The following is a 25885-nucleotide window of genomic DNA, read 5'->3' on the forward strand; positions in this document are numbered from 1 at the left end:
TTTCAAAGTAATGTTCATATAATTTATTTATGCTTGTATCAATACTTTAGCTGATAAGCGCTGGCAAATATAAAGATAGAATTGGTAAATCAAAAAAATATGGCACTTAATTTGCCTATTATCAGATATTAACTGGAATTAGCCCTATTTTTGCACCAAATTGTACATATTGAAAAAGTTTCGCTTTCTAATCCTGCCTGCTATTTTGTTTGTTTCTGCCTGTGGTTGGTTTAAATCTCCTCCCGAAATAGGCAAGGTATTGTCTGAACATTTTAAAAATAAAATCTACAAAGATTTTGATACAACAGTATACGACAGCATATTTGTACGCACTTTGGATAGCCTGGATAAGGATTTTATTAATCCTAAGACCATTAAATCATTCTATGCAAACCACTATTCGGAGCCTCAGCTCGTAACCAAATTTTACATTAATGGCAGTTTAGATTCTTTAGTAAGCTATTTAGAAAATAGTACAGATCATGGATTTAACCCCAGAATCTTTAAAACGGATGAGATAAAAGCGTTATTGGCTACGCTAACAGCCAATCGTTTTAAGAAGGTAGAGCAAACTTATCCGGTAATTGCAAAGCTCGAAGCTTTAAGTGCGAATGCTTATTTAAATTATACTAATTTTCTACGCTTTGGGGTAGTAAATCCTCGCAATATTTTTTCGCGTTATTACATTAAAGTTAAGCGTCCAGATAGTACCGGAATGTTCGGTATTTTAGGTTCAGAAAGTTTAGCGGATACCTTGAGAAAAATTCAACCGAAATCTGAGCAATATCAGGCACTTCAAAAAGCATTTTTAAATGCAAGTTCGGAAAGTGAGAGACGTATACTTTTACTGAATATGGAACGCTTCCGTTGGCGAATGCCAGAGACAGGGGATAATTACGTAATGGTGAATATTCCAGACTTTAGATTAACCTGGTTGGATAAGCAAGATACTGTAATTACAATGAAAGTTTGTGTAGGTGGAAAACGTGAAAATGGGTATGAAGAAAAGTTAAAAGCTTTTGCAAAATCCGGTAACCTGGATGATAAACCAAAGAACCATGAAACACCTTTATTGTTCAGTAAAATTAATGCCATACAAGCCAACCCAATCTGGAATATTCCGGTCAGTATTGCACAAAGTGAAATTTATTGGATGGCTAGAAAAGATCCATATTATTTATCTAACAGTAACATCAAGGTATATTATAAAGACAAGCTAATAGGTGAGCCCGATACCATTAACTGGAGCCGGTATTCGAGGGATAAACTGCCTTTTAAATTTAAGCAGGGATCCGGCGGAGGAAATGCACTTGGCAAGTTTAAATTCATCTTTGATAACAGCTCGAGTATTTACTTGCATGATACTAATAACAAAAATGGATTTAATTTAACCAATAGGGCCATAAGCCATGGGTGTGTACGGATTGAGAAACCTTTAGAGTTTGCTGAGAAGTTGCTTAACGATGATTATGCTTACGATAAATTGCGTGTTGAAGTAGATATGCTTCCTGTTGACACTACACATATGAACTGGTACAGAAAACGCATGGCGAAAAAAGCGGATACTTTAAAAACCTTCCAACTGAAACCAGCCTGGTTCGGGCCAAAGAAAGCTGTCCCACTTTTAATTACTTACTATACTGCATGGGCACAGAACGATAAGATCGAGTACAGACCCGATGTTTATAGTATGGACGATAAATTATGGGCAATGATAAAAAAATATAGGTAGAAGCCGTAAGTTTGTACCCATGGCAAAAGACACTTCTTCCTTTAACCACGAAAAGCTGATTACAGGGCAGGCGCAAAAATTTATCAATGCTTGGTTTAACAAAACAATCGATGAGCAGAGTGCTGAACTGAGCGATCATTTCTTTTTACCAGGAGGTAAAACACTTAATAAGAAAGCCGTTGTAGCAAGAATAAAAAGGATATTCAGTTCCTCAGAGCAATTTATTGGCGGAAGGTTTGATGTGGTGGACGCAAGTTTCGAGATCCTGAAGGATGGAAAGGGCATTGGTTCTGCAGAAGGTGCCGTTGGCTATCGGGCAACATTTAAAAATAACAGCAACGAAATTGTGAGCGGACCATTTAAGCTTTATTTTGCTTTAGAAAATGGTTCCTGGAAGATTGTACATATTGTTTTTCCGAGCTTTGTTTACTAATTCTGCATATTTCGGTAATATTGTGATTATCTAGGTTGTGCTTTCTATAATTTTTCTATCTTTGGTTTTTAATGAATTTCCTTTATCCGGGCTTTCTTTTCGCATTATTAGCCGTTGCTATTCCGGTTATTATTCATTTATTCAATTTCAGGAAATTTAAAAAGGTTTACTTCTCAAATGTTCAGCTTTTAAAAGATGTTGAACAGCAAAACTCCTCAAAAGAAAAGCTCAAAAACTTATTAATCCTTTTGACAAGGATATTGGCAATTACATTTTTGGTGTTGGCCTTTGCACAACCGTATATTCCTGCCGGCGAACAAAAAACAACTAGACTGGGCAACTCGGTAAGCATCTATATTGATAATTCATACAGCATGGATGCGCTTAATAAGGATGGAAGTTTATTAGATGAAGCCAAAAGAAGAGCTAAGGAACTGGTGAAGGGTTTTGGACTGAATGATCGTTTTCAGCTATTAACCAATGATTTTGAGGGCAAACATCAGCGATTATTAAATAAAGAAGAATTTTTAAAGGCTCTGGATGAAGTGCAAATCTCTGCAGCAAGCAGAACATTGCAGCAGGTAATTAACCGGCAAGGGAACATTTTAAGCGGTACAACTAACTTATATAGTTTCGTCATCTCTGATTTTCAAAAAAATACTTCTACAGGTAAAAAACTTGCTGGCAAGCCTGGCATTCAATATTCATTTTTAAAAGTTAATGCTTCAGCGCTACCAAACGTAGCGGTAGATAGCGTGTGGATGTTGTCGCCTAACCATCAGCCTCAGGCTAATGAAAGAATTGTTGTGCAGTTGAAGAATTACGCAGAGGAGGATGCAACAAATATTCCGCTGAAGCTCATGATTAATAATCAACAAAAGGGATTGGGTGCAGTGAGTATCGGTGCCGGAAAAAGCGTGAGAGATACGCTAAATTTTTCTGGCTTAACTGCTGGCTGGCAAAAAGGCATTGTGAGTATTAAAGATTTTCCCATTACGTTTGATGACACCCTTTCTTTTAGCTTTAAAGTAGATGATCATCTTCGTGTATTAAGTATCAACGGAGCACATGCCGGAAACTACATTAAAACACTTTTTGCAACAGATACTTACTATCAGCTTACAGAAAATGCCGAAAGTAATATCAATTATAATGGTTTTGGCAATTATGGGCTCATTATTTTAAATGGACTCAATAATCCATCAAGCGGTTTGTCTCAACAATTAAAAAGCTATTTGAATAATGGAGGTTCAGTTGTAATCTTTCCTGACCTGGATGCAGCAGTTAATTCATACAACACTTTTCTGACTGCGCTTGGACTCCCGGTCATTAAGCAACTCAACACCACAGCAACCCAGGTAGAGAAAATAGATCTCGAAAATCCTATTTTCAAAACTGTATTTGAAGAAATACCTAAAAATCTGGATTTACCAAGTGTGAACCGATTCTTTACTTTTGGGAGTAGTCAATCAAGTAAAGAAGATATTATGCAGTTTTCTGCCGGGAGATCGTTTTTAAGTAAGTATGATTTGGGGAATGGTAATATTTATTTATCGGCAAGTGGTTTAACTGAAAAGGATGGTAATTTAGCCAGGCATCCTGTGTTTGTACCTTTAATGTACCGCATGGCTTTGAGCAGCGGTATGGAAGAAAGTGTGTATTATCATTTAGGAGCTGACCATGCACTATCTGGCAAAAACATCAGCTTAGGCAAAAACCAAACTTTAAAATTGAAATCGGCATCTTTCGAGATGATTCCGGAACTTAGACAAGCCGGAGGAAAAACTACAATTTATTTGGCCGATCAAATTAAGGCCGCGGGCTTTTACAATTTAATGCTGGCAGATTCAGTACTTGCTGTTTATAGTTTTAATCAGCGTAGGAGCGAATCAGATATGCATTATCTGAGTACTGATGATTTAGGTTTATTAACCGATAAAGATAAATTCAAAATTTTTGATGCCGATAAAGATGCCGTTAAATTAATTTCGGGCGTTAATCAAATTGGGCAAACATTATGGAAACTTTGCCTAATTTTGTCGCTGATTTTTATTGCAGCAGAAATATTGCTCATCCGATTTTTAAATAACAATAAAAAAACAATATGAATCTCCTTATTAAGCAAGCAACTATCGCCGATCCTCAGAGTGAATTTTATAAGCAAAAATGCGATGTGAGAATAGCAGATGGCAAAATCAAGCAAATCGGTCAGCTCAGTGCCGGGAAAGGGGAAGAAGTTTTCGAAGCTGAGGGAGCTTTTTGGTCGCCAGGTTTTTTTGATCTGAACTCTGCTGCTGGGGATCCGGGTTTTGAAACCAAGGAAGATATACAAACACTTACCGCTGCGGCTCAGGCGGGTGGTTTTACCGGATTAGCTGTTTTACCACAAACCAATCCGGTTGTGCAGTCAAAATCTCAGGTGGAGTACATTCTTAACCGGGCAAAATATAATTTAGTTGATGTATTTCCTGTCGGAGCGATCAGTCAAAATCGAGAAGCGAAAGAATTGGCTGAGCTTTTTGATATGCAGCAGGCAGGTGCAGTGGCTTTTTCTGATGGTGACAAGGGGATTCAGGATGATGGGTTTATGAGCAGAGCTCTTCAATATGCTAAAGGATTTGATGCATTACTTATGGTTTATCCTGAAAATAAATCTATAGCAGGTAAATCTCAGATTAACGAAAGTAAAAACAGTGTGTTGCTGGGTATGAAGGGATTACCCCCACTGGCCGAGGAAATGCACATCTCAAGAGATATTTTTTTAGCAAGCTATAACGATACTAAAATTCACATCAGCAATGTTTCTACGGCAGGATCGGTTGCACTGATCCGTAAGGCAAAAAAAGAAGGCGTAAAAATTACCTGCGATGTGACGGCGCACCATTTGGTGTTTACCGAAGAGCTGTTAAGCGATTTTGATAGTAATTACAAGGTGAAGCCTCCTTTAAGGAGCAAAGCGGATGTAAAAGCTTTAATTGCCGGTTTAAAGGATGGAACAATAGATGCGATTACTTCACAACACAGGCCAGAAGAGATCGAATTTAAAAATGTGGAGTTTGAAATTGCCCACTATGGCATTATTGCTTTACAAACGGTTCTTCCATTGTTAATTAAGGCCGGTTTGGAAGAAGGGTTAATTGCTGAAAAACTAAGCATCAATCCCCGTAAACTATTAAATTTAAAAGTTCCGGTGCTGAAAGAAGGAGAGGAAGCGAATTTTACTATCTTTAGTTCGACCCAAAAATGGGAGTATAACGTAGCAAGTAATTATTCCAAATCGGCTAATAGCCCGCTTTTAGGTACAACGCTTACCGGAAAAGCACTTTTGGTTTATAATAAGGCGCAAAGCTGGAAAGTTTAAAACTTAAAACGATTGTTTCAGTTGCGTTTTCAAATAGTCAGACAGTTTAAATAATAGCTAAAAATCCTCAATATGGATAACAGAGTAAAAAGTGCATTAAGTGCATCGATTAATAAATATGCTGAGGTATCATCAGTAAATGTAGAAGGGTTTGAGCAGGAATTAGTGGCTGCTTTTGAGCTTGATCTTAACTTTTTAGATAAGGTAACGGCTTTTGATGCGGTATTTGATTCACATCCAAAATTTGAAGAATTGCGTGAAGTATTCTTTGATCTTTTAATGGTTAATTTCTTCGCTAGTGATGTGCAGAAGTTAGAAGACGATTATCTGGAAAGTGATGAGTGGGCCAATATAGAAGAAGAAACTATCGATAGGGGTACAGAGCTTCTAAATCTTTTGCTTTACATTAAAGAGTGCCATGATGAGGGCTTAGAACCAGAATTGGGCGATTTCTTAAAAGAGTTCTTATTGGTTGAAGATGATGAGTTTCAGGATGAATTTGAAATTTATGAAGAGTTGATCAGTAACCAGCAGTTGGCCGAAAGCAGCATACAGGAAATTACCAAAACTGCAGAAAAGCTCAATGTTAGCGAAGAAATGAAAGACCTGTTTGTACCTTTTATGGCTTTTTTTCTAGATGTAGAGGGTAGTGAAGAAACAAAGAAAGAAATAATTCAGTTTAGTCGTAACAAATCGTTCGATGTGGCTACTTATATATTAATTACCACTATTAATAACTAAATTAAAATTTAATTATGGACAAAAGTACGCTTATCTCAAAATTATCATTAAAGAACGGCTTTATGCTAGCTGCTATTTCGTTAGTAATTTCTATAGCCATTCATTTTATCGATCCGGTATTAATTTATACCAGTATTATAGCACAACTGGGTATTTTCGTTTTATTTATTGCTTTACTTGTTGTAGTTGGAATTAACATTAGAAAAGAGGTTGGCGGCTATTGGACTTTCGGAGAAGCTTTTAAAGCATTTCTGATTATTTCCTTGATTTTAGCCATTACCGCAACATTATACAATGTAATTTTGATGAAGTTTATTGATCCGGATTTACCTCAAAAAGCTGCAGCTGCGATTAAAGAAGCGCAAGTTAACATGATGGAAAAATTTGGTTTGGGTAAAGAAGAAATAGAAGAGGCATTAGCCAAATCTGGTAATATGGAAGAAAAACTAGAGCCAAGTTTTAAAAATATTCTAACCAGCTTTGGTGTTTCTATTGCGATGTATGGCGTATTGTCACTAATTTTATCTGCAATATTGAAGAAAAAAGCACCTGTTTCATTTAATACCCAACCTCCGGTAGAAGCTTAAAATTATAATACAGTTTAAAAATTTTGAACGTGCAGGTTTTATCATTTAATTTGATGAAATTTGCACGTTTTAATTTAAACCAGGCCCTGGCAGATAAATTTTGTTGGGTTTACGCTTAAAAAATGGATATATCAGTTGTAGTACCCTTATATAACGAAGACGAATCTTTACCCGAATTAACCTCCTGGATTGACCAGGTAATGTCTGCCAATAATTTCAGCTATGAAATTGTACTGGTTGATGATGGCAGTACAGACCGGTCTTGGGAAGTAATCGAAGAGTTGAGAGCACAAAATCCTGCAATTAAAGGGATTAAATTTAGAAGGAATTACGGTAAATCTGCGGCTTTAAATGTAGGTTTCGAAGTTACCCAGGGTGATGTTGTGATTACGATGGATGCCGATTTACAGGACAGTCCGGATGAAATACCAGAACTATACCGCCGGATTAAAGAAGAGAAACTCGATTTGATTTCGGGCTGGAAGAAAAAGCGCTACGATCCGATTACCAAAACCGTTCCTACGAAGCTTTTCAATGCGGCTACCCGTAAAATGAGTGGCATTCAGTTAAACGATTTTAATTGTGGTTTAAAAGCTTACCGCAGTGATGTAATCAAAACCATAGAGGTTTATGGCGAAATGCACCGGTATATTCCTGTAATAGCGAAATGGGCTGGATTTAGCAAAATTTCGGAGCAGGTAGTAGAACATCGCGCCAGAAAATACGGTACAACTAAATTTGGCTTCAGCAGGTTCATCAACGGGTTTTTAGATTTGTTGTCTATTTTCTTTGTGGGCAAATTTGGCAAGCGGCCGATGCATTTTTTCGGCTCTTTAGGTGTGTTAAGTTTCTTTATTGGTATCATTTTCTCACTTTATATTCTGGCAGAAAAGCAATATCTGATCTGGAAAGAGTTACCCTACCGCGATGTTACCCAGCAACCTTTATTTTATTTGTCATTAGTGGCAATAGTTGTTGGTTCGCAAATGTTTTTGGCCGGATTTATTGCGGAGTTACTCTCGCGTAATGCACCTGAAAGAAACCAGTATTTAATAGAAAAAGAACTTAAATAAGCAGCAGGATTAAAGCTTAAAAGCATTAGCTTTTGGCTTCGGTTTTTCAGCTTTTAGCTTCCACATATGTTTTTCTCCATCATTATACCACTTTACAATCGTCCGCAAGAGATAGACGAGCTTTTACATACATTAACCAAGCAAACGTACACCCAGTTTGAGGTTTTGGTTATAGAAGATGGTTCTAAAAATGATGCCCGTGCAATTGTAGAGGGGTATGCCAATAAATTAGATGTTAAATATTTCTTTAAAGAAAATGCCGGACAGGGCTTTGCGCGTAACTTTGGCTTTGAAAGGGCAAATGGAGAGTATTTCATCATTTTCGATTCAGACTGTTTAATTCCAGCTGATTATCTGGAAACGGTAAAGAATTATCTTTACGAACATCATTTAGATGCTTATGGTGGGCCTGATGCTGCACATGATAGCTTTACCCCGGTGCAAAAAGCCATCAGCTATGCGATGACTTCCCCATTTACTACAGGCGGAATCCGTGGAAATAAAAAGCATGTGGGGCAGTTTCATCCCCGTAGCTTTAATATGGGTGTTTCGCGACAAGCATGGGAAAAAGTTGGTGGATTTATTTTAACACGATTAGGAGAGGATATTGAATACAGCATCCGGATTCACGAAAATGGATTTAAGATTGGTTTAATTCCCGACGCGAAAGTTTACCATAAAAGAAGGACGAGTTTTAGTCAGTTTTACAAGCAATTGCACTTTTTCGGACGGGCGAGGATTAATATTTATAAACACTTTCCTAAACAGTTAAAATTGGTTCATTTTTTTCCGGCGGCCTTTACATTATTTATCGGCTTTGTCATTTTATGTAACCTGTTTTACTGGCCTTTAGCAGTTGTTAGCAATTTTTTACTGTTATTATACTTTTTGTTAATATTTTTTCACTCCTGGTCTGTAAATAAATCTTTAAAAGTTGCATTTTTGAGCATTATATCTTCATTCATCCAGTTAACTGCTTATGGTTTAGGCTTCATACAGGATTTATTTAAAAGAGTAATATTTAAACAGCAATGATCAATTACCTAAAAGAAAGTACATTCGCCGTAAATGAAGTGATTCAAAAGGCATGGGGCATCCTGAAAAAACACTATTTTTCTATTGCTACACTATGCTTTCTGATGTTTATCACGGCAAGTGCATCCAGTTTAATGGCTTTTTTCATTAAAGATGTGAGCAAAGCTTTGAGTGTAGCGATGGTTATCATATTTGTATTTCTTTACTTTACCATTAATCTTTCGCTGTTCAAGTATATATTTCACCTGATGGATGATGAAGAGCACGATGTAAAGATTGTAGATACGCTACCCACCAGATTGCAGATTATCCGTTTCCTGGTGGCTACCCTTTATTTTGTGGGTTGCATTTTTGGTGTATACCTCGTGGTAATTTTAGTTGCGTTTCCATTTATCTACACCGGTATTAACATCGATGTAGTTAAAAATGTGGCCATTTCAGTAGGTATTATTGCTATTTTTATTACCTGGTTAAGAATTTCTTTCTTCCCCTTTTTCATTATAGATAAGGGTTCTAAACCATTTGAATCGATTAAATTAAGTTTAGCCATTACTAAAGGGAATTTTACCAAAATTTTATTGCTTTTGGTGGTTCTAGGTGGGGGCTATTTAATTTATCTACTTCTTAATTATTTACAGTGGCCACTCATTGCCTTTATAGTAAATATTTTAAGCTCATTTATCATTGTACCTTTATCGAGTGTAGCTTTAACGGTGGCTTATCGTAAAATTGCAGGTGAATATAAAGGAGATGAGCATCCGGATATTTTGCATAATATCGTTTAAAAGCTCGACCTCCCACATCATTCATTCGCACAACCAGTTATTCATTTAATCAGTCACTCATTTTATTATTTAATCATTAAACATGGGGATAAAAGCAGCATTAAGTAAGCCCTTTGCGGCATTTGCAGTTTGGCAAATCAACAAATGGAAGCATAATGCAGTAAATGCACAACAAAAAATTCTGCTCCAATTGCTTAAAGATGCAAAACATACGGCATTTGGAAGGGATCATCATTTTGCTGAAATCCAAAACTATGCTGATTTTAAAAAGCATGTTCCTGTACAGGATTATGAGGGCTTAAAACCTTATGTAGATCGTGTGGTTGCGGGTGAAGCCGATGTATTATGGAAAGGGAAGCCCCAGTATTTTGCGAAAACTTCAGGTACAACCTCTGGTGTAAAATACATTCCACTTTCTAAAGAATCGATGCCTGAGCATATTAAAGCTGCCCGGAACGCCATTTTGACGTATATTCACGAAACAGGAAAAACAGATTTCGTAAATGGTAAGATGATCTTCCTGCAGGGAAGCCCGATTTTAACGAAAAAACACGGAATAAACATTGGCCGTTTATCTGGAATTGTGGCGCACCATGTTCCAGCCTATCTGCAAAAAAACAGGTTACCCTCTTATGAAACCAATTGTATTGAAGATTGGGAACAAAAGGTAGATGCCATTGTAAATGAAACGATCAACGAAAACATGACCCTCATTTCTGGAATCCCGCCCTGGGCGCAGATGTATTTTGATAAGTTATCGGAACAGGCAGGAGGAAAGAAGATTGCGGAAATCTTTAAAAATTTTAGTCTCTTTATTTATGGAGGCGTAAATTTTGAACCTTACCGGGCTAAAATAGAGCAGAGCATTGGTAAAAAGATCGATTCTATTGAAACCTATCCGGCATCTGAGGGATTTATTGCCTATCAGGATTCGCAAAAAGATAAAGGCTTGCTCTTATTAGCAGATGCAGGGATTTTTTATGAATTTATTCCTGCTGATGAATATTATAATGATAACCCCACACGTTTATCATTGGGGGAAGTGGAGCTGGAGCAAAATTATGCTTTAATTTTAAATACGAATGCAGGGTTATGGGGTTATAGCATTGGCGATACGGTTAAGTTTGTATCTAAAAATCCTTATAAAATTGTAGTTACCGGTAGGATCAAACATTTTATTTCTGCTTTTGGTGAGCACGTAATAGGGGAAGAGGTAGAGCATGCTTTACTAACTGTTGCCAATGAAGAACAAGTGAGCATAACTGAATTTACTGTGGCGCCTCAGGTTAATCCTGTACCAGGAGAATTGCCTTATCACGAGTGGTTTATCGAATTCGCTAATCCACCGAAAGATATGGGAGCTTTCAGTAAAAAAGTAGATCAGGCTTTGCAACAGAAAAATATTTACTATTTTGACCTCATAGAAGGAAACATTTTACAGCCACTTATTATTCGTAGTTTACAGAAGGATGCTTTTGTAAATTATATGAAAAGTGAAGGAAAACTGGGTGGTCAGAACAAAGTGCCCAGGTTGAGTAATGACAGGAAGTTGGCTGAGGGACTGGAAGGGTATATTGTTGGTTAAATCTATTGTTTAGCCAGTTAGTTGTTTAACTGCTTAGTCAGTTTGTTTACACGCTCAATCCAAAAATTTAGACGCTTGATAAGATCACAACAATATATTTGAGCATTTGGTAGCGATAGAAAGAACAGCAATCAAACAATTAAGCAATTAGAGAATTACGCAATTAAACACTTGTTCCACATTGCGATAGAAATAAGAATTTGAACAATAAAACAATAGATACTGTAAAAACCATAACCATTTTAGGTTCTACAGGGAGTATAGGTACGCAGGCCTTAGAAGTGGTGAGGGATAATCCAGGCATTTTTAAGGTATCGGTATTATCTGCATTAAAAAATGCAGAATTGCTAATTCAACAAGCCAGGGAGTTTAAGCCCGAGGCGGTTGTGATTTGTGATGAAAGTCAGTATGCGTACGTTAAAGAATCATTAGCCGGATCCGATATTCGGGTATTGGCTGGAGAGGCTGCATTAACCGAGGTTGCTGCTTACCCTTCGAGTGATGTGGTATTAACTGCCTTAATGGGGTCGGTGGGTTTAAAGCCGACTATTGCAGCCATTCAGGCCGGGAAAAATATCGCCCTTGCCAATAAAGAAACGTTGGTGGTAGCAGGGGAGTTAATCACGCAGCTTGCCGCAGAACATAAGATTAAAATTCTTCCGGTTGATTCAGAGCATTCGGCTATTTTTCAATGCCTGGTTGGTGAAGAACACAACGAAATCGAGAAAATTTATCTCACTGCATCAGGCGGCCCCTTTTTAGGAAAAGATAAGTCCTTTTTATCGACAGTTAAAAAAGAACAAGCGCTAAAACATCCCAACTGGGTGATGGGGGCAAAGATTACCATCGACTCGGCAACTTTAATGAACAAAGGTTTAGAGGTAATCGAAGCCAAATGGTTGTTCAATTTAGCGGTAGATCAGATTGATGTCGTTGTTCATCCACAATCCATTATCCACTCCATTGTACAATTTACAGATGGTTCTATGAAGGCCCAAATGGGTGTCCCGGATATGAAACTGCCTATTCAGTATGCTTTTACTTATCCCAACAGGCTAAAAAACAATTTTAAACGTTTTAATTTCCTGGATTACCCTAATTTCAGCTTTCAGCAGCCCGACCTTAATACGTTTAAGAATTTAGATTTGGCCTACACAGCATTGAAAAAAGGCGGGAATATGCCCTGCATTTTAAACGCTGCTAATGAAGTGATGGTTGAATCCTTTTTAAAAGACAAAGTTGGATTTTTAGAAATGAGTGAAGTTATAGCGCATTGCATGCAGGAAATAAAGTTCATTGAAAAACCACAATTGAACGATTATTTAGAAACTGACAAACATAGCCGTATCTTAGCGGCCGAATTGGTAACAAAAAGTATATTTTAACATCTAACATCAAAATATAAAGTAAATATGAATGGATTGATTATGGCGGGGCAGCTTCTGCTCGGATTGTCGATATTGGTAATTCTACACGAATTGGGACATTTCTTAGCGGCAAGGGCATTTGGCATAAAAGTGGAGAAATTTTACCTTTTCTTTGATGCTTGGGGTTTTAAACTCTTCAGTTTTAAAAGAGGTGGTGTAGAATATGGCGTTGGATGGCTTCCGCTAGGGGGCTATGTTAAAATTGCCGGTATGATTGACGAAAGTATGGATACCGAGCAAATGGCTCAACCCGCACAACCCTGGGAGTTCCGGTCAAAACCAGCCTGGCAGCGACTTATTGTAATGCTTGGCGGAATTATCGTTAACGTAATTGTGGGTATCGTAATCTTCTGGATGCTTACATTCTCTTACGGGCAAGATTATATCATTAATAATAAGCTTAATGATGGTATTGCTGTGGGTAATATAGGTAAAGAGATTGGGCTTAAAAACGGCGACCGGGTGCTTGCAATTAACGGGGTAAAACTGATTAAGTTTGGCGATTTGATTAGTTCCAAAGTTTTATTTGGTGATGCACAGCTAACTGTATTGAGGGGCGACAAAACCCTGTATGTAACGGTTCCTGATAATGTGTTGAATAAAATCTCTAAAAACGAGAAGGATAATTTTATTTCTCCGCGCTACAGGATGCAAAGTTTGAAGACTGTGGGCGCTCCTGATGAAAATAGCGGGCCATCGTTTTTTGATAAGCTTTTTAACAGAAAGGTAGAAGCACCAGTTTATCCGGCATACACAGCAGGAATTAAACCTGGAGATAGCATAATTAGTGTAAACAATAAAGCTGTTACCTTTTTTGATGAATTTAAAGACGAAGTATCAAGGAATGCAGGCCGTAAGGTTGAGATCAAAGCGATTCGTAAAGGCCAGCTGATGAACTTCAGTGTTCCGGTAACGGCAGAGGGTGTGATTGGTGTTGGTCCGAAGATGGCGGCATTGCCTATAGCGCATGTTGACTATTCTTTTTTTGAATCTCTTCCAATTGGTTTAAACATGGCCTGGAGCACTTTTGCCGATAACGCAAAAGGTATCGGGAAGATGTTAACCGGTAAAGTAAGTGCAAGAAACATCAGCAGTCCGATTGGTATTGCTAAAGTATACGGTAGTACTTTTGACTGGATTAAATTCTGGACTTTAACCGGTTTAATTTCTATGGCACTGGCCTTCATGAATTTATTGCCTATCCCGGGTTTGGATGGTGGACATGTGGTGTTCTTATTGATTGAAATGATCCAGCGCAAGCCTGTAAGCGAAAAAGTATTGGAAAGAGCACAAATTGTGGGCTTTGTAATTTTGATTAGCTTAATGGTGTTTGCCTTTGGTAATGATATTTTAAAATCCTTCGGGAAGTAAAATCTATTGATTAATATTGCCGCCAATGTGCTGATTTCTTCGGTGCATTGGCGGCTTTTTTATTTTAAGAACCCATGACTGAACACAAAACCCTTCCTAATTATTTTGAGTTTTATAATATACCGGTAGCTTTTAATCCGGATCAGAACAGCATTAAATCTGCATTTTATGCGAACAGCAAGAAGTATCACCCGGATTTTTATGCAAATGAGGCAGAAGAGAAGCAGCAGGAAGTGCTTGAACTCTCTACGCTGAACAACAAGGCATATCAGGTGTTAAACCATCAGCAAAGGCGCTTAAAATACGTTTTAGAACTTTTAGGCATTGTAGAAACAGACGAAGGGTATAAATTGCCTCAGGCTTTTTTAATGGAGATGATGGATATTAACGAGGCCTTGATGGACCTGGAATTTGAACCTGATGCAGCTAAAACCAATCAATTGAAAGAGGCCGTTGCTGAGATTGCAAAAGGACTGGATGAGGAATTGCAACATTTAACACAGACCTATGATGCCAGCACAGCCGAAAAGGAGCATGTTTTAGCTACCATCAAGGATATTTACTACAGACAGAAATACGTTGCCCGTATACAGGAAAAGTTGCAGGCATAAACCTTTGATGGACACCACAGTGTAAAAACATATTTTAGTTTTTGTAGCCCAATTGCTTTAAGGTATTTTCGGGCAAAACAATCAGATCATGAACAGTACCGTTTCCTTATTTCGTAAAGTGGCCGTAGCAGAAGGCATTTCGTACCTGCTTTTATTATTTGTAGCTATGCCATTAAAGTATTTTGCTGATATGCCTTTAGCCGTTAAATATACCGGTTGGGCACATGGCTTATTGTTTGTATTGTACGCTGCCTTACTGGTAATGGCCTGGCAAGAACAAAAATGGAAATTTGGTAAAGCGGTATTGATATTTTTAGCTTCATTATTGCCTTTTGCCCCTTTTGTGGTAGATCGTAAACTAAAAGATGAAAGACCTGAAAATGTAAATAACAGTTTGTAAGCGGGTTATCAAATATTTTAAATCAAAGTGAAAATATTTTTTGCATTTTCGCTTTCGTTGTCTACATTTGCATCCCCGTCTAACACATGCCCGGATGGCGGAATTGGTAGACGCGCTGGTCTCAAACACCTGTGGGAAACCGTGCCGGTTCGACTCCGGCTCCGGGTACTTGACCGGAGTAATCACTTTTAGAAGTTTTTACTCCGGTTTTTTTGTGACTTAACTTGTTGTTTAATAAGTAGATAAGCTCCATTCCTAGATTCTCTTTCCCGGTTCGATGTTCTATACCGTCGTAGATCCATTTTTCCGGAAAGATCGAACCAATAATTTTTCTTTTTTCATCATTTTCTCCTTCTAGATACAGAAAATCAAGTTTTTTCAGGTTTTCAAGGGCTCGGTAAAGAATTTCTTCAACATCTACCTTCTCAGCTTTCATGGAATTGAGTTCGACTATTTTTGCTTCATATTTTACAATGTTTAACTCTTCTTCGAGTTTAATTAAACGATAATCAGCGGCTTCTATGTCGTCTGATAACAACAATGTCCTTGCTTTTGCAATTCTATTATTTGCAGTTTCTATTTTTTTTGAAAGGCTCTTTTGTTCATTGATGTTTTGGTTTCTGTCTGAATAGATATCTAACACCACATGTCTATACAGTTCGGACATTCCAGGTTTGGGCATATACTTTCGGATTGCTTTGACAAAAGCAAGGTTCACCTCAGCAGCCTTGAATCTGGGTCCGCAGGAGGATTGGCAGTGGTAGTAGTGGAAATATCCATTTCTTCCTTTTGAAGCGCTTCCTGTGAGCAGTCTGTCGCATTTTGGGCATTTCAAAAAACCTCGTAGGGGAAGCTTATTCTTCGAAACTTTTGGTATTCCTCGTTTGTCAGGTTCTTTCTGCCTATTGTAGATAATCTCCTGTATCCGGTAAAACAGAGATTCGGTAATCAGTGGCTCGTGTTTCCCATCGGCTAAATAGGGAGCCTCATATTGGTTGGCTGGAACCAATATCTTTCCCATGTACGCAACATTTTTCAAAGCTTCCCTAAAGGTATTGATCTGTATCTGCAGTCCTTTTCTGCGAGCAGATCTCCAAATCTCGGCAACTGTGTATAAATCCTTTGCTACCTCATTAAACGCCCATTTCAGGATGCCTGCCTGGGGTTCTGATATTGCGATATATTTTTTGCCATTTTCATATGATTTGTTGACGTATCCTGCGGGAGCTGCGCCCATCCACCGCCCTTCTTTTTTTGCCTGCCTTAGACCATGTTTAACATTTAGTGCACGCCTATCATTTTCTATTTCCGGCGCAGTTAAGTAAACCGCAAGCATCATTTTATTTTCCGGAACATTGAGATCTAACGGTTGTTCTATTGCTTGAGGTTCCACGCCATATCTTCTGAGGATGCTTATCATCTGGTATGCGTCACTGGCGTTTCTGCTGAACCTGTCCCATTTGGTGAATAACAATAACTCGCTCTGTAATTTTTTGTTTTTTATGTTTATTAATAGCTTCCTCCATTCCGGGCGTTCGAAAGTTTTTGCGGAATGGTCTTCATAAATTACATTTCGTACTTTAATCTGGTTGATCTCGCAATAACGCGTGAGGACATCATGTTGGTTTCTTTGAGAATATCCTTTTTCAGCTTGTTCATCCGTACTTACTCGTATATATAAATCTGCAATTTTCATTTCAATAGGATTTGGAATTTAATAATTGGGTCTGACCTTTCTAATTTGTTGGTCTAAGGCTAATTTACCAAATTCGTACATGAAATCTAAGATAAGTTTTGCTTGATCTATACTAACTACTGTACCATGTTTGGCTAGTATTTTAACCGCTTCAGAAGGAGATACATTTCTTTTTTGCTTGAATTCCATATCGGCTTGTATGAAAGCTCTAAGATAATTTTACTGGGCTTTATGTTTTGCACCTTACGTTAGATAGTACGATCGCTATATTTAAATTATTTATTTCCTATTCACGGTAACTGTAGCTGGGAGATTGTAGAAAAGAAATTTCAGCGGATGCTAGAGGTAATGGATGAGTCTTGCAGAAGAATAATCAAGACATGTTTTGCAGAAGCATTGTGAAATTTAGTTAGTGTGCTTACACCTTCTGGGTAAGTATTGAAATCGCATGTTTTGAAACAAATTCACTCTACAGAATGTACAAAAGGGTTCTCAATTGATCTTATCTATCTCAATATGAACTAATTATGAAAGGACGCAACGAGTCCGAATTAATAGCCAAACATTGGAGATGTTTCGAAGGTACAGCAAAGGTTTTTGACAAACGGCAAGTGCCACAAGAGCAATAACCCTATACACAAAAAGGATTAATTTCCACCGTCACCCAAATATGCTGCATCTTTTTTCGATCCCATCCCGGGAAGAGCGTTGACGGCTGTTATAAAGTTATAAAACAACAGTTATTAGATGTAATAAATTTTCTTTTTCTCTGATGGTCAATGTTTTGCGTTTTTGCATTTGGAGTTTTTAGTTTTGCAGTTAAATTTGCCGCATGACCGTGACCGTACTGCCTATTTTAAAAACAGATTTTAAGCCCGAAAAGCCACTTGCCAAGGTAATGAATGAGAGATTGATCCGCCTAGCAAAGGAGTTGCAGGATGTGCATTTCAAGCCTTTGACCGGATGGGGATTCCCGAACGACGACTTGGTCGTGTACATCAGCTATAATCCCAAATACAAAGTGCGTTTTCGTATCGTCAATGACGTGCCAGCCGATGTGGAATATTTTGTGGCAGAATGCTGCGGCAGACTTGGATTTATCCTTTGGCGGGCAAACGCAATCGGCGTGCAAAACGAATCCAGTGCTGAATATCATTAGTCTTGTTTTATGCATGCTAATATTGCTATACCCGATATTGTCAAACGCTGTCTAGCCAATTCATATGATTCCATTCGGAGTTGTTCTTTTTCAAATTTAATCTTGGAAAACATCAGGTAACAATTCTGGGTGCTTGCGCCATGTAAAAGATGGACAATTGAGAGCGGTTCTGCCAACTTTTATAAATTAAATACTAATCAAATGCGGTCTGTGTACGCGTTTAGCTTCTAATTCTAAGAGGGGGATTTAAATTTGGCTTCCGAACCTGTGTAACTGCGGAAGTTCTGAAAGTAGCCGTTACTGGACAGATTTCGAATTTTTTCTTGTCTGATTTGCAGGAATTAGCTAAAGTTGCCAATTATTTGAAAATCTAAAGGTAGTTAATGGACAATTTTCGAACTCAAAATTAAGACATTAGTTGTGATCCATGAAAGACATGTTTTGAAAAACTAGCACGCAACTCGGTAAACTGCTGTAGGGTTAATCGGCGAAAAATCGACGTTGTATGAGCATTGCGAGGCCATCGTGAATTTTGAAAAAGTGTTGAAGAACAAAGTTGTGGGCCAGTATAGGAAAAAGAAATTATTGTAAATGTTCTTCAGAATTTGGTAATGACAACCTTTAGCAGGACGATACAGTTCCAATAAGGGATTTTAAGAAAAGCCGACCTTTAGCACGTGTCAAAGCTATCCGGAATCAATTATTTAGGCATTCAAAATATTTAGTTAAAATTTGGGATCTGTTTTGTTGAATTTTTCGCAAAAACAAATTATATTCGTTTAAAACCAAATTACGCTTGAATCTCCAAACGCCCAAAAAACATTACAGAATCCCGGATGAAAACATCCGCTTTGAGAAAGTTACGCCACCCAAGGGGGGGACAACTTACAAAAGAAATGATCATACTAACCATGGAAACTACTTATTACAAAGAAGTTCTGTCGTTAAGGCTTCTCTTATTCAAAAGGAGGATTATACTTGGAGTAAGTACCTGTTTTTGAATATTAGGTCCCCTCAATCTACTGCAATCAAAAGTGAAAAAACGAAACTGAAAGCTCTTGGTTTTGAGATCCTTAGTTTAAATAAGTTTCGTAAAAATGTCTGTATCGCAAAAATATCGAAAGATAATTTTAATGCCTTAGAGGATAAGATAAGGAAGTATGCAAATGATTCTGGCAATCCTGGGAAGACCAATCTGGCGATTTTGGAGGACATCGAAGAAGTTGAGGTAGAGGAAAAGTTATCAGGTTTAAAGAGAATGCAAGATGAATTGACAGTTATTATTTATCTATACAATTCGTTAAACCAAAAGGAAAGGTTTTTAATTCTAAACCATTTAGAGTCCGAATTCAAACAACTTTCGATCGAAACGGAGAGCCAAGTATTTGCAAATGGCACAACTGCCATAACCTGCAAAACAGAATATTCTGTTATTAAAGATATTGTTAAATCTTATTCAACGGTGAATAAAGTTGAATTGAACTCTTCATTTTATGTAAAGAGGTCATTGCCTGCTTCGAAGTTGCCAGGGATGTTAACAGTTAATCCTCCTATTTCCAATTCAATAGTTGCAATTATTGATTCTGGTATAGAATCTTCGTCTGTTCCTTTTCGTAGTTTGGTTACGACCAATTTAAGATATCTTCCAAAATCTGCGGTTGATGTTGATCAAGATCATGGAACTTTCGTGGCGAGTCGATGCCTTTTTGGAGATGAAATCGATAGTTGTCTAAGTTCCAATATCCTCACTCCATATTGTAAAGTTATGGATGTCACAGTTTTTGGTAAAGATAAATTGGGAAGAAGCGTTGGCCCAGATGATTTCTCTCTCATGAATATAATTGGAGAAGTAGTCAAAAAGCATCACTCGGAAATCAAAGTTTATAATCTTTCTTTGGGTAAGCCTGAGCCAATAAAAGATTTTGATTATTCTGAAGTTGCCAAGCAAATTGACTATTTGTCAAAAACATATGGTGTAATTTTTATCGTAGCATCGGGTAATATTGATACTCCGTTGGGAGTATATCCACATGATCATTTTGGACACAATGGGTCAAGACTAGGTTCACCAGCTGAATCCTTATTAGCGATTACTGTAGGATCTATTGCTAAATACGACAACATAAATTGTTTGGCTGTTAAAAATGAGATCTCACCATTTTCCAGAATTGGGCCAGGTGCTGATGGAGGTTTAAAACCTGAAATCGTTACGCATGGGGGGAATTTGGATAAGGGATATAAGGCAACTGCAAGAACTTCAAGCTATGGGATCAATAATACCGGTAGTGAGCTCGCGATTGACGTTGGGACGAGTTTTTCGGCACCACTTGTCTCACAATATGTTGTCCGTTTAATAGATGCATTCCCTGAAGCGACTACCAATCTGATAAAGGCTTTACTGTATCATTTCGCCCAGAAACGTTCCATACCTAGTACAATAATTAATCCGCACAATTTCTACACTGGTTTTGGGGAGCCAGATATTGAACATTCCCTGATATCGGCTCCGCGTGCTTTTAGCTATTTTTTTGAGGGTGCCATTGATCAAACCAAATACCAATATTTGGGATTTCATATCCCAACAATTTTCAAAACTAACACTGCCACTAAGTTGAAGGTTAAAGTGACAATTGTTTTTGATCCTTCTGTAAATCCTATTAATGACTTGGAATATAGCATGGCCAGGGTTAGTGCAACACTATTTAAGGCTCAAGGTATGGGCTTCAAGGAAATTAACGTAGATGCTGACCAAAAGTATAACTTGCCCTGGAATCCGATTCTTCAATTCGAGAAAGAGTTCACCAGAGGTTTTTCGTGTGGGTATTGGGAACTAAGGTTGCGCTTGTTCACTCGGGGAACTTTAACCAATAAGTATTTGCAGGATTTCGCAGTAATTATTGAGGTAATAGATTCAAATAATAAAGTTGACGTCTATGAAGAGACCGTTAACGAGTTTGGTAATAAATACGGAGTTGTAAGAAGCAAGAGGGGGGCAGCTTAGTGGAATCAGTCAGTTAGTATAAAACTAGTACGTGATTTTATGATTTCTCCTTTTGGGAACATGAAAACAAAAACATTATAGCTATTGTCAAAATAATGGTAATCGCAGGGAATGTCTCCATTTAAAGATTCGATTATCAGCTCACTTTTTGTCATTTTTCTATTTGACAAAAAATTCTGAACAAATGGTACATCATAATCAAAATTTGATTCCCATTCAATTTGCCCAAAATCCCTACTAAATGAAGGTGATTGGAAATAATTTCTCAATGTAAGAGTTGTTGTTGAAAAAGGAGATTTAGACTCTTTGTTCAGAACAAGTAGGGAGCATCTTTTTTTGGAGCGCTCAACGTATCGTCTTATTGTTGCATGAAATGAGCCACCAAATAGTTTCTGCAATTGAAGGCAGGCAGCAAGTTCAAGAGGGTATTCGCTGACTTTTTCATTAAAGACATCTACCTGGAACAATGCAGAAGAGGCAAAATAATTTGCCTCGGATTCAAACATATCATTGATGTCTGGATCGAGGGTTTCGTCATCATCTAAATATTTTAGCATATTGCCCTGCCAACCACAGAGTTCATGCCCAACTTCATGCAGTTTTACAAATTTCTGTTTAGCTACATGTTGATTTAAATCTAGGTAAATTACCTTTTCTGTACGATCCAAAACCCCTCTTATTTTCGCTAGACCTCTCTTTAGTGCTAGACCTTTCCTTAAGAAAAAATTTGATGGTGGCTTGCTCAAGTCAACGGAAGAATCAACTCTGAGCTGTGCATATTTCAGGATTTGATCTACAGGTGTGGGGAAAACACCGAGCGAATTGCTCTTATACAATGCATCTAGAGCAATGTTTTCAATGTCCTGTTTTTTCTTTTCACTTATCATTCTTCGTTTGATGGCGTAAAAATTTGAGATATTCGATAATCTTATCCCTCTCTTCCTCTGTCAAATCACCCATTGCTGATGAGAACGCAAAGCAGCCAGTCTGTACGGTAGATTCTTTCTTCTTTTCTACTATACCCGCAGATACCATTAGGTCATCAAAATTCATGTTGAATAATTCAGACAATCTATATAGAGTGTTGGCAGAAGGCTTCTTTATCTTGTCATTTTCTAACTGACTTAGATAGGCATTAGAAATTCCTGATTGGATCTCCAGTTCTCTTAATGAGATACCTTTCAATTCCCGAGCGTCTTTTAGAATTTTTCCTAAAGATTTATTTACACTTTCCATAACGGTTCAAAGTTAAGTAGACTTGTTCTAATTAGCAAATGCTAATTTTAGCTAGCTAATTCATAGCAATATAAAAATTATCAAGCACATTATCAAGCGTTTGCTAATTATATCAAATAAATATTTAGCAATTGCTTGATATATTTAGCAAACTGTTTTATATTTGTAATATTAAATGATATAGTTATGAAAGATACGGAAAAGGGGGCAGACCTTACAACTGCCAGCAAGAGTTTACCGCTGATCATCGAAGGCAAAAAATTTGATTGGGCTAAACAATACATTACGGGCAGACAAGTAAGAGATCTTGTTAATGCCCCGAAAGAAGTTGAATTATTCTTAGCTATTAAGAAGCCGTGGGAAGACGAAATGATCTTAGATGATGATAAAGTTGATCTGGCGAGGCCAGGAATCGAAAATTTCTTTTTCAAGCATATACTTTTACTTACCATTAATGATAAGCAATACAAATGGTATGAACAGTATATAACTGGTAAACAGCTAAAGGATCTTGCAAAGATACCGTTTGAAGACGTGCTTTATCTGAGTATCAAAAAACCATGGGAAGATGAGTTGATTGGCAACACTACCAGTGTAGATCTAGCTAGGCCAGGAATTGAGCATTTTTTTTCAACAAAAGTAGACCACGAAATTGTAATCATTGTAAACGGCAAGCCAAAATCCTGGAATAAGGAAAAAATCTCTTTTGAACAAGTTGTTTCCCTTGCAGAAGGGAATGCCAACAGCGATCAGAAAGCATATACTGTGACGTATCTAAAAGGCCCAAAACCGAATCCACAAGGAGAGATGGCAAAGGGTGATAATGTTTTTGTAACCAATAAAATGATCTTCAATGCAACACCAACTGATAAATCATAGCCCCGATCTAAAGCGCCTCAGAGATGAAGGCTACGATCTCGAAGTGAAAGGTGGATACGTTTGCATCCATCATATTCCCTACCTTAATTCCCAGATGGAGGTGAAATATGGCAAACTTATAAGTGCACTTACATTAATTTCCCCAACTTCAATCTCAAAACCTGCGGATCATACTGCTTATTTCATGGGGGAGATGCCGTTTCACAAAGATGGAACGCCATATAGCTCTATCGTCAATCATAGTCGGGCAACCCCATTGATAGAAGGTTATGTAGGCAATCACTATTTGTCGAGCAAGCCTGCATGTGGTTATTATAATAATTTCTATGATAAACTTACAAGGTATGCCCAGCTTATTTCTGCCCCTGCAAAATCGGCAGACAATAACGTCACCACTATGCCTTTCAATCCTTTTAGAGATGATAATGGAGATAGTACTTTCAATTATTTTGATACTAATTCGAGTAGGGCGAATATCGTTCAGTTGAATGCAAAGTTAAAGGGGCAGAAAATTGTTATCATCGGAATGGGGGGAACGGGTTCATATATTCTCGATCAGGTTGCTAAAACTCCAGTTACAGAGATACATTTATATGATGCAGATGTTTTCTCGCAGCATAATGCTTTTCGTTCACCAGGCGCTCCGTCTCTTGAAGAACTTGAAATGAAAAAATGCAAAGCAGAATACTTTTCAAATATATATTCAAAAATGCACAAAGGAATAGTTTCGCATCAAGAGTATATTTCCAACGAAAACATTCATTTGTTGAAGGATGCATCCCATGTCTTCATTTGTATAGATAATAATGCTGCTAGGAAATTTATTATAGATCAACTTCTATTTATGAATGTTTCTTTTATAGATGTTGGGCTGGGAGTGACCTTGGTTGATGACCATCTTATTGGTATTGTAAGAACTACAACGGGAACCGCTACTAAAAATGATCACTTGGACAAAAGAATACCGACAGAAGAGAGCGAGGTGAACGAGTACGCCACAAACATACAAATTGCAGATTTGAATGCACTCAATGCTATCCTAGCTGTAATTAAATGGAAAAAGCTGAGCCAATTTTATCAAGATCTCATCGAAGAACATCAGACAACTTATTCAATTAACGTATCACAACTATTAAATGGAGACACTGCAGCATAGGTTCGTTGAATTTATTCCGGAAGCATTAGAGGAAGGGATTTTGTATATCACAATGGAATACAGGACTGCGGTACATAAGTGCATCTGCGGTTGTGGGAATGAAGTAATTACTCCGTTCTCACCGACTGATTGGCATTTAAGGTTCTATGGAGATAGTATTTCTATATTTCCATCAATAGGAAGCTGGGGGTTTAAATGTAGATCTCATTACTGGATTATTAAAAATCGGATTGAACACGCCGGAAGTTGGGATGATAAGGAAATTCAGCAGGGAAGAAAGATTGATAAAGAAAATAAAGAAAAATACTACGATCAAAAATCAGAACATCCAACAATCGAAGAGTCCCAGAAAGAAATGGTCAAGAAAAGAAGAAAATGGAGTTTCAAGCAATTATTTTCGTTTTTCGGATTCAAATAGAAATTTAAAAAACGAAAGGAGATATTTGAAAATGAGTAAGATAACGGTAAAAGTGAACAAAAGCGCTACTACAGAAAGATTTGTGTCTAATGCGCAAGTTAAACGTAGTCCAAAAACAACATATATTCAATCAGTTAAAAAATCGAAATAAAATGAGTAAAAATCAACATGTAGTACCCCATAACGGGAGTTGGGCGGTACGCGGTGCAGGTAATGACAGAGTTACTAGAGTAGTTTCAACACAATCTCAAGCACAACAAATTGCCAGAGTAATTGCGACCAACCAAAGGTCAGAGGTTATTATTCATCGCCCAGACGGGCAGATCAGAGACCGTAATTCCTATGGTAACGATCCTTACCCACCTAAAGGATAACCTATGTTTTTGATTTATTAAAGCCATAACATTTTCTCTGTTATGGCTTTTTGCTTATAATATTAATACATAACTTTAATCAATGGAGAATCCAAATACAGAAGTGCAAAAAGGAGATATTCTTTGGAGCGATAACAATTTGAATTAGAGTGGAAGGAAGGGGTGAATTTCGCTCACAGTGATCGAGTTATTTAGGAATTTGAGGTCAGCGCGTTTCCGCCTAAACTGACCATCTAAAGAAAATGATAACTTAGATGTTCGAAGTGGTGCATGGATTTTCTTAAATTGGTCAATCCGCTGCGAAATCACTTAGTCAAAGAAGCCGAAATCTCCACTTTAATTGTTATATTTTCTTTCTAAAGCTTGTTTGAATTTTATTGATAAATCAGTTTCGTCCCCACCGTAGTTTCTGTAGTCTGCTAAATCTTTTTCGTCATTTATATCATCTTTAATGATATTTTCTAACTTATTTAGTTTGTAAATAAAGGGCTTATGGTAATCAGATGGCATTTGGTTTATAACTTTTTCACAAATTTCTCTTGCTTTATCATGTTTATTTAATCTGATGCATACTTCTGTATAATGAGTAAGTCCGTCAAGAACAAAATTTCTTGATTTAGGATTCATTTCCATCAAATTTTTATCTTTAACAAGATCGTAAAGCCTGCTTCCAGGATAATTATACAATTTGTAAAATGTATTACGTTGCTCTCTATAAATAAAAGTGTACTGTGTTTCTGAAATTTCCTTAAATCTCCTTTTGTCCTTTATTTCATTTCTTTCATCAACCAACATTATTGCTGAGTATGTCATTTGACTTCCTAA

At 37.4% G+C, this 25885-nt stretch carries 25 protein-coding genes and 1 tRNA gene; 21 read left to right on the forward strand and 5 right to left on the reverse strand.

Features of this window, described 5'->3' with window-relative positions; all coding sequences use genetic code 11:
* Positions 1 to 169: 169 nt before the first annotated feature.
* The 15 genes from ACQY77_RS19490 to ACQY77_RS19560 all read left to right on the forward strand — a co-directional run bounded on the left by ACQY77_RS19490 (position 170) and on the right by ACQY77_RS19560 (position 15309).
* On the forward strand, positions 170 to 1732 hold the full coding sequence (locus ACQY77_RS19490; RefSeq protein ID WP_421940652.1) for a L,D-transpeptidase family protein: 1563 nt from the start codon (positions 170 to 172) through the stop codon (positions 1730 to 1732).
* 19 nt (positions 1733 to 1751) lie between these two features.
* Positions 1752 to 2165 carry a hypothetical protein gene (locus tag ACQY77_RS19495; RefSeq protein WP_421940651.1) on the forward strand — a complete coding sequence of 138 codons (414 nt, stop codon included), beginning with the start codon at positions 1752 to 1754 and terminating at the stop codon, positions 2163 to 2165.
* A gap of 71 nt (positions 2166 to 2236) precedes the next feature.
* Positions 2237 to 4273, forward strand: coding sequence for a BatA domain-containing protein (locus tag ACQY77_RS19500; RefSeq protein WP_421940650.1), 2037 nt, complete (start codon positions 2237 to 2239; stop codon positions 4271 to 4273).
* Complete coding sequence (locus ACQY77_RS19505) at positions 4270 to 5526, forward strand: dihydroorotase (protein ID WP_421940649.1); 1257 nt, start codon at positions 4270 to 4272, stop codon at positions 5524 to 5526. The genes ACQY77_RS19500 and ACQY77_RS19505 overlap by 4 nt, the downstream gene beginning before the upstream one ends.
* Before the next feature lie 72 nt (positions 5527 to 5598).
* A complete protein-coding gene (locus ACQY77_RS19510) occupies positions 5599 to 6267 on the forward strand; it encodes a hypothetical protein (RefSeq protein ID WP_421940648.1) in 669 nt (222 codons plus the stop codon).
* 62 nt (positions 6268 to 6329) lie between these two features.
* Positions 6330 to 6854, forward strand: coding sequence for a DUF4199 domain-containing protein (locus tag ACQY77_RS19515; RefSeq protein ID WP_428430049.1), 525 nt, complete (start codon positions 6330 to 6332; stop codon positions 6852 to 6854).
* Between the two features lie 122 nt (positions 6855 to 6976).
* A complete protein-coding gene (locus tag ACQY77_RS19520) occupies positions 6977 to 7927 on the forward strand; it encodes a glycosyltransferase family 2 protein (RefSeq protein ID WP_421940646.1) in 951 nt (316 codons plus the stop codon).
* A 66-nt stretch (positions 7928 to 7993) separates the two neighbouring features.
* Positions 7994 to 8962: a glycosyltransferase gene (locus ACQY77_RS19525; RefSeq protein WP_421940645.1), complete on the forward strand. Its 969-nt coding sequence runs from the start codon at positions 7994 to 7996 to the stop codon at positions 8960 to 8962.
* A complete protein-coding gene (locus ACQY77_RS19530) occupies positions 8959 to 9747 on the forward strand; it encodes a hypothetical protein (protein ID WP_421940644.1) in 789 nt (262 codons plus the stop codon). The genes ACQY77_RS19525 and ACQY77_RS19530 overlap by 4 nt, the downstream gene beginning before the upstream one ends.
* An 82-nt stretch (positions 9748 to 9829) precedes the next feature.
* Positions 9830 to 11332 carry a GH3 auxin-responsive promoter family protein gene (locus tag ACQY77_RS19535; RefSeq protein WP_421940643.1) on the forward strand — a complete coding sequence of 501 codons (1503 nt, stop codon included), beginning with the start codon at positions 9830 to 9832 and terminating at the stop codon, positions 11330 to 11332.
* Positions 11333 to 11532: 200 nt separating this feature from the next.
* Positions 11533 to 12717 (forward strand): 1-deoxy-D-xylulose-5-phosphate reductoisomerase, encoded by a 1185-nt coding sequence (locus ACQY77_RS19540; RefSeq protein ID WP_421940642.1) that lies wholly within the window; start codon positions 11533 to 11535, stop codon positions 12715 to 12717.
* A 27-nt stretch (positions 12718 to 12744) separates the two neighbouring features.
* Positions 12745 to 14130, forward strand: a complete 1386-nt coding sequence (gene rseP / locus ACQY77_RS19545; RefSeq protein ID WP_421940641.1) for an RIP metalloprotease RseP — start codon at positions 12745 to 12747, stop codon at positions 14128 to 14130.
* 74 nt (positions 14131 to 14204) lie between these two features.
* Entirely contained in the window at positions 14205 to 14741 is a 537-nt protein-coding gene (locus ACQY77_RS19550) for an iron-sulfur cluster co-chaperone HscB C-terminal domain-containing protein (RefSeq protein WP_421940640.1), read from the forward strand.
* An 88-nt stretch (positions 14742 to 14829) separates the two neighbouring features.
* Positions 14830 to 15141: a DUF3817 domain-containing protein gene (locus ACQY77_RS19555; RefSeq protein ID WP_421940639.1), complete on the forward strand. Its 312-nt coding sequence runs from the start codon at positions 14830 to 14832 to the stop codon at positions 15139 to 15141.
* Between the two features lie 88 nt (positions 15142 to 15229).
* Positions 15230 to 15309, forward strand: a tRNA-Leu gene (locus ACQY77_RS19560).
* On the opposite strand, the gene ACQY77_RS19565 is transcribed toward ACQY77_RS19560, so the two are convergent.
* Both ACQY77_RS19565 and ACQY77_RS19570 read right to left on the reverse strand, forming a co-directional pair.
* Positions 15263 to 16837: a recombinase family protein gene (locus ACQY77_RS19565; RefSeq protein WP_421942409.1), complete on the reverse strand. Its 1575-nt coding sequence runs from the start codon at positions 16835 to 16837 to the stop codon at positions 15263 to 15265. The genes ACQY77_RS19560 and ACQY77_RS19565 overlap by 47 nt on opposite strands.
* A gap of 18 nt (positions 16838 to 16855) precedes the next feature.
* Positions 16856 to 17026 (reverse strand): hypothetical protein, encoded by a 171-nt coding sequence (locus ACQY77_RS19570; RefSeq protein WP_421940638.1) that lies wholly within the window; start codon positions 17024 to 17026, stop codon positions 16856 to 16858.
* A gap of 643 nt (positions 17027 to 17669) precedes the next feature.
* Between ACQY77_RS19570 and ACQY77_RS19575 the strand changes: the two genes are divergently transcribed.
* Together ACQY77_RS19575 and ACQY77_RS19580 are read left to right on the forward strand one after the other, a co-directional pair.
* Positions 17670 to 17996 carry a hypothetical protein gene (locus ACQY77_RS19575; RefSeq protein ID WP_421940637.1) on the forward strand — a complete coding sequence of 109 codons (327 nt, stop codon included), beginning with the start codon at positions 17670 to 17672 and terminating at the stop codon, positions 17994 to 17996.
* Between the two features lie 796 nt (positions 17997 to 18792).
* A complete protein-coding gene (locus tag ACQY77_RS19580; protein ID WP_421940636.1) occupies positions 18793 to 20997 on the forward strand; it encodes a S8 family peptidase in 2205 nt (734 codons plus the stop codon).
* Positions 20998 to 21002: 5 nt separating this feature from the next.
* Here the strand turns inward: ACQY77_RS19580 and ACQY77_RS19585 are convergent, their stop codons facing one another.
* Together ACQY77_RS19585 and ACQY77_RS19590 are read right to left on the reverse strand one after the other, a co-directional pair.
* The gene (locus ACQY77_RS19585) at positions 21003 to 21884 is read right to left on the reverse strand and encodes an ImmA/IrrE family metallo-endopeptidase (protein WP_421940635.1); all 882 of its coding nucleotides are present in this window, start codon (positions 21882 to 21884) and stop codon (positions 21003 to 21005) included.
* Positions 21874 to 22233, reverse strand: coding sequence for a helix-turn-helix domain-containing protein (locus ACQY77_RS19590; RefSeq protein ID WP_421940634.1), 360 nt, complete (start codon positions 22231 to 22233; stop codon positions 21874 to 21876). The genes ACQY77_RS19585 and ACQY77_RS19590 overlap by 11 nt, the downstream gene beginning before the upstream one ends.
* Before the next feature lie 186 nt (positions 22234 to 22419).
* On the opposite strand from ACQY77_RS19590, the gene ACQY77_RS19595 reads away from it, so the two are divergent.
* From ACQY77_RS19595 to ACQY77_RS19610, 4 genes are all read left to right on the forward strand, one after another.
* On the forward strand, positions 22420 to 23112 hold the full coding sequence (locus ACQY77_RS19595; RefSeq protein WP_421940633.1) for a multiubiquitin domain-containing protein: 693 nt from the start codon (positions 22420 to 22422) through the stop codon (positions 23110 to 23112).
* On the forward strand, positions 23087 to 24268 hold the full coding sequence (locus ACQY77_RS19600) for a ThiF family adenylyltransferase (RefSeq protein ID WP_421940632.1): 1182 nt from the start codon (positions 23087 to 23089) through the stop codon (positions 24266 to 24268). Before ACQY77_RS19595 ends, ACQY77_RS19600 begins: the two co-directional genes overlap by 26 nt.
* On the forward strand, positions 24249 to 24686 hold the full coding sequence (locus ACQY77_RS19605; RefSeq protein ID WP_421940631.1) for a DUF6527 family protein: 438 nt from the start codon (positions 24249 to 24251) through the stop codon (positions 24684 to 24686). Before ACQY77_RS19600 ends, ACQY77_RS19605 begins: the two co-directional genes overlap by 20 nt.
* 152 nt (positions 24687 to 24838) lie before the next feature.
* The gene (locus ACQY77_RS19610; RefSeq protein WP_421942408.1) at positions 24839 to 25060 is read left to right on the forward strand and encodes a DUF2188 domain-containing protein; all 222 of its coding nucleotides are present in this window, start codon (positions 24839 to 24841) and stop codon (positions 25058 to 25060) included.
* Between the two features lie 336 nt (positions 25061 to 25396).
* On the opposite strand, the gene ACQY77_RS19615 is transcribed toward ACQY77_RS19610, so the two are convergent.
* A complete protein-coding gene (locus tag ACQY77_RS19615) occupies positions 25397 to 25873 on the reverse strand; it encodes a hypothetical protein (protein ID WP_421940630.1) in 477 nt (158 codons plus the stop codon).
* Between the last annotated feature and the right edge of the window lie 12 nt (positions 25874 to 25885).

Source organism: Pedobacter sp. (assembly GCF_965279535.1).
Lineage (GTDB): Bacteria > Bacteroidota > Bacteroidia > Sphingobacteriales > Sphingobacteriaceae > Pedobacter.

Bases quoted from the DNA above. Each gene is read 5' to 3' on its own strand.
- ACQY77_RS19610 (WP_421942408.1), top strand. From the start codon at position 24,839: ATGAGTAAAAATCAACATGTAGTACCCCATAACGGGAGTTGGGCGGTA.
- ACQY77_RS19555 (WP_421940639.1), top strand. From the start codon at position 14,830: ATGAACAGTACCGTTTCCTTATTTCGTAAAGTGGCCGTAGCAGAAGGC.
- ACQY77_RS19575 (WP_421940637.1), top strand. From the start codon at position 17,670: ATGACCGTGACCGTACTGCCTATTTTAAAAACAGATTTTAAGCCCGAA.
- ACQY77_RS19585 (WP_421940635.1), bottom strand. From the start codon at position 21,884: ATGATAAGTGAAAAGAAAAAACAGGACATTGAAAACATTGCTCTAGAT.
- ACQY77_RS19520 (WP_421940646.1), top strand. From the start codon at position 6,977: ATGGATATATCAGTTGTAGTACCCTTATATAACGAAGACGAATCTTTA.
- ACQY77_RS19595 (WP_421940633.1), top strand. From the start codon at position 22,420: ATGAAAGATACGGAAAAGGGGGCAGACCTTACAACTGCCAGCAAGAGT.
- ACQY77_RS19615 (WP_421940630.1), bottom strand. From the start codon at position 25,873: ATGACATACTCAGCAATAATGTTGGTTGATGAAAGAAATGAAATAAAG.
- ACQY77_RS19530 (WP_421940644.1), top strand. From the start codon at position 8,959: ATGATCAATTACCTAAAAGAAAGTACATTCGCCGTAAATGAAGTGATT.
- ACQY77_RS19600 (WP_421940632.1), top strand. From the start codon at position 23,087: ATGCAACACCAACTGATAAATCATAGCCCCGATCTAAAGCGCCTCAGA.
- ACQY77_RS19515 (WP_428430049.1), top strand. From the start codon at position 6,330: ATGCTAGCTGCTATTTCGTTAGTAATTTCTATAGCCATTCATTTTATC.
- ACQY77_RS19605 (WP_421940631.1), top strand. From the start codon at position 24,249: ATGGAGACACTGCAGCATAGGTTCGTTGAATTTATTCCGGAAGCATTA.
- ACQY77_RS19500 (WP_421940650.1), top strand. From the start codon at position 2,237: ATGAATTTCCTTTATCCGGGCTTTCTTTTCGCATTATTAGCCGTTGCT.
- rseP (WP_421940641.1), top strand. From the start codon at position 12,745: ATGAATGGATTGATTATGGCGGGGCAGCTTCTGCTCGGATTGTCGATA.
- ACQY77_RS19550 (WP_421940640.1), top strand. From the start codon at position 14,205: ATGACTGAACACAAAACCCTTCCTAATTATTTTGAGTTTTATAATATA.
- ACQY77_RS19565 (WP_421942409.1), bottom strand. From the start codon at position 16,837: ATGAAAATTGCAGATTTATATATACGAGTAAGTACGGATGAACAAGCT.
- ACQY77_RS19510 (WP_421940648.1), top strand. From the start codon at position 5,599: ATGGATAACAGAGTAAAAAGTGCATTAAGTGCATCGATTAATAAATAT.
- ACQY77_RS19570 (WP_421940638.1), bottom strand. From the start codon at position 17,026: ATGGAATTCAAGCAAAAAAGAAATGTATCTCCTTCTGAAGCGGTTAAA.
- ACQY77_RS19525 (WP_421940645.1), top strand. From the start codon at position 7,994: ATGTTTTTCTCCATCATTATACCACTTTACAATCGTCCGCAAGAGATA.
- ACQY77_RS19505 (WP_421940649.1), top strand. From the start codon at position 4,270: ATGAATCTCCTTATTAAGCAAGCAACTATCGCCGATCCTCAGAGTGAA.
- ACQY77_RS19590 (WP_421940634.1), bottom strand. From the start codon at position 22,233: ATGGAAAGTGTAAATAAATCTTTAGGAAAAATTCTAAAAGACGCTCGG.
- ACQY77_RS19535 (WP_421940643.1), top strand. From the start codon at position 9,830: ATGGGGATAAAAGCAGCATTAAGTAAGCCCTTTGCGGCATTTGCAGTT.
- ACQY77_RS19495 (WP_421940651.1), top strand. From the start codon at position 1,752: ATGGCAAAAGACACTTCTTCCTTTAACCACGAAAAGCTGATTACAGGG.